This window comes from Streptomyces sp. NPDC026417 (assembly GCF_055567695.1).
In genome coordinates this window covers 65,985-73,863 of the sequence record NZ_JBVHPY010000030.1, presented here as the reverse complement: position 1 = coordinate 73,863, position 7,879 = coordinate 65,985, and the positions used below count along the sequence as shown (strand labels likewise).

4 protein-coding genes and 2 pseudogenes are annotated in these 7,879 nt (G+C 70.9%); 5 read left to right on the top strand and 1 reads right to left on the bottom strand.

The genetic code is table 11. The features are described from left to right. Nucleotides 1-93: 93 nt before the first annotated feature. Nucleotides 94-1,401 (top strand): annotated as a pseudogene (locus tag ACZ4NT_RS34070) (glycoside hydrolase family 16 protein); the annotation flags it as partial. A 51-nt stretch (nt 1,402-1,452) separates the two neighbouring features. Here ACZ4NT_RS34070 and ACZ4NT_RS34065 read toward each other — a convergent pair. Continuing rightward, a complete protein-coding gene (locus ACZ4NT_RS34065) occupies nt 1,453-2,352 on the bottom strand; it encodes an AraC family transcriptional regulator (RefSeq protein ID WP_121407158.1) in 900 nt (299 codons plus the stop codon). Nucleotides 2,353-2,498: 146 nt separating this feature from the next. Here ACZ4NT_RS34065 and tkt point away from each other — a divergent pair, with 146 nt between their 5' ends. From tkt to ACZ4NT_RS34045, 4 genes and pseudogenes are all read left to right on the top strand, one after another. After that, entirely contained in the window at nt 2,499-4,574 is a 2,076-nt protein-coding gene (tkt, locus tag ACZ4NT_RS34060) for a transketolase (RefSeq protein WP_467728974.1), read from the top strand. A gap of 19 nt (nt 4,575-4,593) precedes the next feature. After that, nucleotides 4,594-5,739, top strand: coding sequence for a transaldolase (gene tal / locus ACZ4NT_RS34055; RefSeq protein WP_121407156.1), 1,146 nt, complete (start codon nt 4,594-4,596; stop codon nt 5,737-5,739). After that, on the top strand, nt 5,736-7,499 hold the full coding sequence (zwf, locus tag ACZ4NT_RS34050) for a glucose-6-phosphate dehydrogenase (protein WP_467728971.1): 1,764 nt from the start codon (nt 5,736-5,738) through the stop codon (nt 7,497-7,499). The genes tal and zwf overlap by 4 nt, the downstream gene beginning before the upstream one ends. After that, nucleotides 7,496-7,747: pseudogene (locus ACZ4NT_RS34045) on the top strand (glucose-6-phosphate dehydrogenase assembly protein OpcA); the annotation flags it as partial. The gene zwf and the pseudogene ACZ4NT_RS34045, both read left to right, overlap by 4 nt. Between the last annotated feature and the right edge of the window lie 132 nt (nt 7,748-7,879).

Here is a 7,879-nt window from a genome sequence, read left to right as displayed (position 1 = left end):
CCCCCCCCCCCCCCCCCCCCCCCCCCCCCCCCCCCCCCCCCCCCCCCCCCCCCCCCCCCCCCCCCCCCCCCCCCCCCCCCCCCCCCCCCCCCCACGGCCGCCACCCTCCCCGCCAACGCCTCCGCTCCCCCGCCCCCCTCCGGCTGGTCCCAGGTCTTCGTCGACGACTTCACCGGCGCCGCCGGCACGGGCGTCAACACCACCAACTGGCAGTACACGACCGGCACCAGCTATCCGGGAGGTCCCGCCAACTTCGGTACCGGCGAGATCGAGACGATGACCAGCAGCACCGACAACGTCTCCCTCGACGGTTCCGGCAACCTGCGGATCACCCCGCGCCGCGACTCCTCGGGCAAGTGGACCTCCGGCCGCGTCGAGACCCGGCGCACCGACTTCCAGCCCCCGTCGGGCGGCAAGCTGCGCGTCGAGGCCCGTATCCAGATGCCGAACGTGACCGGCCCCGCCGCCAAGGGATACTGGCCCGCGTTCTGGATGCTCGGCGCGCCCTTCCGGGGCAACTACTGGAACTGGCCGGGCATCGGCGAGCTGGACATCATGGAGAACGTCCAGGGCCTCAACACCGAGTGGGCCACGATGCACTGCGGCACCTCCCCGGGCGGCCCGTGCAACGAGACCTCGGGCATCGGCGGCAACACCCCCTGTACGGGCACGACCTGCCAGGCCGGGTTCCACACCTACGCCGTGGAGTGGGACAAGTCCACGAGCGTGGAGGAGATGCGCTTCTACCTCGACGGTGTCAACTTCCACACGGTCAGGGCCAACCAGGTCGACGCCACCACATGGACGAACGCCACGAACCACGGCTACTTCATCATCCTGAACGTGGCGATGGGCGGCGGCTTCCCGGACGCGTTCGGCGGCGGGCCCGACAGCGGCACCGAACCGGGCCACCCGATGGTCGTCGACTACGTGCAGGTGTTGCAGGCCGCCGGCGGCGGTGGCGGCACCACCCCGCCCCCGTCCGGCAACCGGGACGCGTACAGCGCGATCCAGGCCGAGTCGTTCGACGGCCAGGGCGGCGTGAGCACCGAGACGACCACCGACTCCGGCGGCGGCCAGAACATCAGCGCGATCGGCAACGGCGACTGGGCCCTCTTCAAGGGCGTCAACTTCGGCTCCACGGCGGCCAAGCAGTTCTACGGACGGGTGGCCAGCGGCGCCGCGGGCGGCGTCAGCGGCCTGGTCGAGGTCCGCCTGGACAGCCGTACGAGCACGCCGGTCGGCAGCTTCGCCGTGGGCAACACCGGCGGCTGGCAGAGCTGGAAGACGGTCCCCGCGAACATCACCGGCGTCACCGGCACGCACGACGTCTATCTGACCTTCAGCAGCGGTCAGCCGGCCGACTTCGTCAACGTCAACTGGTTCGACTTCGGCCACTGACGGCGAAGCGGCACGGGCACACGGGAGGGGCGGGCCACGCGGCCCGCCCCTTCAGCGCAGCTCCAGCCGGAACTGCGCCGGGGTCAGTTCCGTGTGCTGCTGGAAGAACTTGGAGAAGTTGGCGGCGTCGGGGAAGCCGACGGCCGCGCCGACCCGGCCGATGGGCATCTCCGTGTGCGCGAGGAGCCGCTTGGCCTCCAGCGTGACCCGCTTGTCGATGAAGCCCTTGGGCGTCTCGCCGGTGGCCGCGCGCACCGCGCGGACCAGGGTCCGGCGGGAGTAACCGAGCGCGTCGGCGTAGGCGCTGACGCTGTGATTGGTGGCGAAGCCCTTCTCGACCGCGTCCCGGAACCGGGTGAAGGTGGTGTCGCTCCGCTCCTGTGCCGCCCCGGCCGAACTGGCCGCCAGATGGGCCAGTCTGAGCAGGAACGCGGTCAGCGAGTGCCGCAGCACCGAGGTGTGCAGGCTGAGCGGCAGCGTGGCGGTGTCGATGTACTCGCGCTCCAGTTGCGCGAGGGAGTGCTCCAGGGCCGCGAGCCGGGCCGCGTCGGGGCGCAGCAACGGCGGCTGGTCGTAGCGGTAGAGGCCGGTCGCCTCGACCGTGGCACGGGGCAGGAAACCCGGTTGCATGGTGAGCACGGTCCCGCGGTACCCGGTCGTACGGGAGAAGCGGTGGACCTGGCCGGGACGGATCCAGAGCAGCTCGCCCGCGGCGGCCTCGTACTCGGCGAAGTCGATCATGTGTCGGACGGGACCTTCGTGGAACAGCATCACGACGTGGAAGTCGATCCGGTGCACCCGTTCCAGGGGTGCGTCCGCGTGCCAGGTGCGGCCCGCCCCCATGGGGCCCACCTGCATGCCGACACCGGAGACGCTCAGGTCGACGGGGAAGGGGAAGGTTGTGATCCCGTCCTGCGCACGGGCGTCTCTTCGGGGTGTTCTGTCCGCCATGTCCTTCTCGTGTCGACTCGGTCCCGCACTCGCTGTCCCACTTTCACCGAAGGCTGACACAGGGGCACCTTCCCCGCCAAAAGTCAGACTTTTAAGTTTGAACACGTCCGAGCAGTTACCCCGCTCTTTCAGAGGACTTCTTGAAGATGAGCACGCAGACATTCGACGGCTTCGAATGGACCGAACTCGACCGGCGTGCCGTGGACACCGCCCGCCTCCTGGCGGCCGATGCCGTGCAGCAGGTCGGAAACGGACACCCGGGCACCGCGATGGCCCTGGCCCCGGCGGCGTACACCCTCTTTCAGAAGGTGATGCGACACGACCCCGCCGACCCGGAGTGGACGGGTCGCGACCGCTTCGTGCTCTCCCCGGGCCACACCTCGCTGACCCTCTACACGCAGCTCTTCCTGTCGGGCTACGAGCTCGGACTCGACGACCTCAAGGCGTTCCGTACGCACGGGTCCAAGACGCCCGGTCACCCGGAGTACGGCCACACCGCGGGCGTCGAGACCACCACCGGCCCGCTCGGTCAGGGCGTGGCGAACGCGGTGGGCATGGCGATGGCCGCCCGCTTCGAGCGCGGCCTGTTCGACCCCGGGGCGCCGGCGGGCGAGTCCCCCTTCGACCACACCGTCTGGGCGATCGTCTCGGACGGGGACCTCCAGGAGGGCATCTCGGCCGAGGCGTCGTCCCTGGCGGGCCACCAGAAGCTCGGCAACCTCGTCTTCGTCTACGACGACAACCACATCTCGATCGAGGGCGACACCGCGACCGCCTTCTCCGAGGACGTCCTGAAGCGGTACGAGGCCTACGGCTGGCACGTCCAGCGCGTCGAGCCCTCCGCCGACGGCGACATCGACGTGCACGCGCTGCACACGGCGCTCCGGCAGGCACAGGCCGAGACCGGGCGCCCCTCGATCATCGCGATGCGCACGATCATCGCCTGGCCCGCGCCGAACGCGCAGAACACCGAGGCCGCGCACGGCTCGGCGCTCGGCGCGGACGAGATCGCGGCCACCAAGCGCGTCCTCGGCTTCGACCCCGAGCGCACCTTCCAGGTGGAGCCGGAGGTCCTCTCCCACGCCCGCGAGGCCCTGGACCGGGGCGCCGAGGCGCACGCGGCCTGGGACAAGCAGATCGCCGAGTGGCGGCTGGCGCAGCCCGAGCGTGCCAAGCTCTTCGACCGCATCGTGGCGGGGCAGCTCCCCGAGGGCTGGGAGAGCGCGCTGCCGGTCTTCGAGGAGGGCACCTCCGTGGCCACGCGTGCCGCGTCCGGCAAGGTGCTCCAGGCCCTCGGCGGTGTCATCCCCGAGCTGTGGGGCGGCTCCGCCGACCTCGCCGGCTCGAACAACACCACCATCGACAAGAACTCCTCGTTCCTGCCGGACGGCAACCCGCTGCCCGAGGCGGACCCGTACGGCCGCACGATCCACTTCGGCATCCGCGAGCACTCCATGGCCGCGGAGATGAACGGCATCGCCCTGCACGGCAACACCCGCGTCTACGGCGGCACCTTCCTGGTGTTCTCCGACTACATGCGCAACGCCGTCCGCCTGTCGGCCCTCATGCAGCTGCCGGTGACGTACGTGTGGACGCACGACTCCATCGGCCTCGGCGAGGACGGCCCGACGCACCAGCCGGTCGAGCACCTGGCCTCGCTGCGCGCCATCCCCGGCCTGAACGTGGTCCGCCCCGCGGACGCCAACGAGACCGCGATCGCCTGGCGCGAGATCCTCCGGCGGCACGCCACCGACCCCGCTCCGCACGGTCTGGCGCTGACCCGTCAGGGCGTGCCGGTGTACGAGCCGAACGAGGACACGGCCAAGGGCGGCTACGTCCTGCGCGAGGCGTCCACCGGCACACCGGACGTCATCCTCGTCGCCACCGGCTCCGAGGTGCAGCTGGCCGTCGCCGCGCGCGAGCGGCTGGAGGCGGAGGGCGTCGGCACGCGGGTCGTGTCGATGCCGTCCGTGGAGTGGTTCGAGGAGCAGCCGGCGGAGTACCGCGAGCGTGTCCTTCCGCCCTCAGTGAAGGCCCGCGTGGCGGTCGAGGCCGGCATCGGTCTGACTTGGTACCGGTACGTGGGTGACGCAGGACGCATCGTCTCCCTGGAGCACTTCGGCGCCTCCGCCGACGCCACGACCCTGTTCGCCGAGTTCGGCTTCACCGCCGAGAACGTCGCCTCCGCCGCGCGGGAATCCCTCGCCGCAGCGCGTGGTTGATCCGATCGCAAGAAAGAAGATGATCACTGTGACCGAAGCGACCGCAGCCGCGGGAGCCCTGAAGCGCCTCTCCGACGAAGGCGTGTCCATCTGGCTGGACGACCTGTCGCGCACGCGGATCACGTCCGGCAACCTCGCCGAACTCGTCCGGGACCACCACGTGGTGGGCGTCACCACCAACCCCTCCATCTTCCAGGCCGCGATCGGCTCCGGCGAGGGGTACGAGGAGCAGCTCGCCGACCTGGCCGTGCGCGGCGTCACGGTCGAAGAGGCCGTCCGCATGATGACGACCCAGGACGTGCGTGCCGCGGCCGACGTCCTGCGGCCGGTGTACGACGCCACCGGCGGCCGGGACGGGCGGGTGTCCATCGAGGTCGACCCGCGGCTCGCGCACCGCACCGAGGCGACCGTCGCCGAGGCCAAGCAGCTGGCCTGGCTGGTCGACCGTCCGAACGTCATGATCAAGATTCCGGCGACGGAGGCGGGCCTCCCGGCGATCACCGAGGTCATCGGCCTCGGCATCAGCGTGAACGTGACGCTGATCTTCTCGCTGGAGCGCTACCGCGCCGTCATGGACGCCTATCTGGCGGGCCTGGAGAAGGCCCGGGCCGCGGGCATCGACCTGTCCGGGATCCACTCCGTCGCCTCCTTCTTCGTCTCCCGCGTCGACAGCGAGATCGACCGGCGGCTGGAGAAGGCCGGCACGGACGAGGCGCTGTCCCTCAAGGGCAGGGCGGCCCTCGCCAACGCGCGGCTCGCGTACGAGGCGTACGAGGAGGTCTTCGGCGGCGGGCGCTGGGCCGCCCTCGACAAGGCGCAGGCCAACAAGCAGCGCCCCCTGTGGGCCTCGACCGGCGTCAAGGACCCCGCGTACAAGGACACGCTGTACGTCGACGAGCTGGTCGCCCCGGGCACGGTCAACACGATGCCGGAGGCCACGCTGAGGGCGGCCGCCGACCACGGCGACATCCACGGCGACACGGTGACGGGCGGCTACGCCCGGGCACGCGCAGACCTGGCAGCCGTCGAGGGCCTCGGCATCTCCTACGACGAGGTCGTCCGGCAGCTGGAGGACGAAGGCGTCGCGAAGTTCGAGACCGCCTGGCAGGACCTCCTGGAGGCCGTGTCGACGTCGCTGCACCGCAAGGGAGTTGAAGAGGTATGAGCGGGAAGCCGACCGAGGGGACGGCGGAGCGGGAGGCCGACGTGAGCGCGCACTCCCCCGCCGAGGACGCGAAGACCGCAGCGGACGGGCAGGGTAAGGCGGCGAAGGGCACGGCGGCCAAGGCGAAGTCGGCGTCCGTTAAGGCCGGAACGAAGCCCGGTGCGCGTTCCGGAGCGAAGTCCGGTGCCGACGCCTCGGCGGAACTCGCCGAGGCGCTGGGCCTGCCGGTCGCCGAGTCCGACTGGCGCAACCCGCTGCGCGACCCCCAGGACCGCCGGCTCCCGCGGATCGCCGGCCCGTCCGGACTGGTCATCTTCGGCGTCACCGGCGACCTGTCCCGCAAGAAGCTGATGCCCGCCGTGTACGACCTCGCCAACCGCGGACTGCTGCCGCCGGGCTTCTCGCTCCTGGGGTTCGCGCGGCGCGAGTGGGAGGACCAGGACTTCGCGCAGGTGGTGCACGACTCCGTGCGCGAGCACGCCCGTACGGAGTTCCGCGAGGAGGTCTGGCAGCAGCTCGCCGAGGGCATGCGGTTCATCCCGGGCGACTTCGACGACGACACGGCCTTCAAGCAGCTGCGCGCGGCGGTCGAGGAGCTGGACTCCTCGCGCGGCACCAGCGGCAACTACGCGTTCTACCTGTCCGTGCCGCCGAAGTTCTTCCCCAAGGTCGTCCAGCAGCTCAAGAAGCACGGGCTCGCGGACGCGCCGGAGGGCTCCTGGCGGCGCGCCGTCATCGAGAAGCCGTTCGGCCACGACCTGCGGAGCGCGCGCGAGCTGAACGCGATCGTGCACGAGGTGTTCGACCCGGACCAGGTCTTCCGGATCGACCACTACCTGGGCAAGGAGACCGTCCAGAACATCCTGGCGCTGCGCTTCGCCAACCAGATGTACGAGCCGGTCTGGAACCGCAGTTACGTCGACCACGTGCAGATCACGATGGCCGAGGACATCGGCATCGGCGGCCGGGCCGGCTACTACGACGGCATCGGTTCCGCCCGTGACGTCATCCAGAACCACCTGCTCCAGCTGATGGCGCTGACCGCCATGGAGGAGCCGGCCGCCTTCGACGCCGAGTCGCTGCTCACCGAGAAGCTGAAGGTCCTCAAGGCCGTGAAGCTGCCGGAGAACCTGGGCGAGCACACCGTGCGCGGCCAGTACGCGGCGAGCTGGCAGGGCGGCGAGCGGGTGCGCGGCTATCTGCAGGAGGACGGCATCGACCCGGAGTCGACGACCGACACCTTCGCGGCCGTCAAACTGCAGGTCGACAACCGCCGTTGGGCGGGCGTCCCCTTCTACCTCAGGACCGGCAAGCGGCTGGGCCGCCGGGTGACGGAGATCGCGGTGGTCTTCCAGCGCGCCCCGCACTCCCCGTTCGACGCGACCGCCACGGAGGAACTCGGCGCGAACGCGATCGTCTTCCGCGTCCAGCTCGACGAGGGCATGACCGTGCGCTTCGGATCGAAGGTGCCGGGTACGTCGATGGAGATCCGGGACGTGTCGATGGACTTCGCCTACGGCGAGTCGTTCACCGAGTCCAGCCCGGAGGCGTACGAACGCCTGATCCTGGACGTCCTGCTCGGCGACGCCAATCTCTTCCCCCGTCACCAGGAGGTGGAAGAGTCCTGGAAGATCCTCGACCCGATCGAGGACTACTGGGAGACCCACGGCAAGCCCGCGCAGTACGCCTCGGGCACCTGGGGCCCGAAGGAAGCCGACGAGATGCTCGCACGAGACGGACGGAGCTGGCGCAGGCCATGAAGATCGACCTGACCGACACCACGGCAAGCAAGATCAACAAGGCGCTCGTGAAGGGCCGCCGGGCCATCGGCACACCCGCCGTGGGCATGGTCCTGACGATGGTCATCGTCACCGACGAGGAGAACGCCTACGACTCCATCAAGGCGGCCGAGGAGGCGTCGCGCGAGCATCCCTCACGCACCCTGGTCGTCATCAAGCGCCACGCCAGGACCCCGCGCGACCGCACCAACTCGCGCCTGGACGCCGAGGTGCGGGGGGGGGGGGGGGGGGGGGGGGGGGGGGGGGGGGTGTGGCGGGGGGGGGGGGGGGGGGGGGGGGGGGGGGGGTGGGGGGGGGGGGAGGGGGGGGGGCGCGTACGATCTCGTCTACCCATTGACTAC

Bases quoted from the DNA above. Each gene is read 5' to 3' on its own strand.
- ACZ4NT_RS34065 (WP_121407158.1), bottom strand. From the start codon at position 2,352: ATGGCGGACAGAACACCCCGAAGAGACGCCCGTGCGCAGGACGGGATC.
- tkt (WP_467728974.1), top strand. From the start codon at position 2,499: ATGAGCACGCAGACATTCGACGGCTTCGAATGGACCGAACTCGACCGG.
- tal (WP_121407156.1), top strand. From the start codon at position 4,594: ATGATCACTGTGACCGAAGCGACCGCAGCCGCGGGAGCCCTGAAGCGC.
- zwf (WP_467728971.1), top strand. From the start codon at position 5,736: ATGAGCGGGAAGCCGACCGAGGGGACGGCGGAGCGGGAGGCCGACGTG.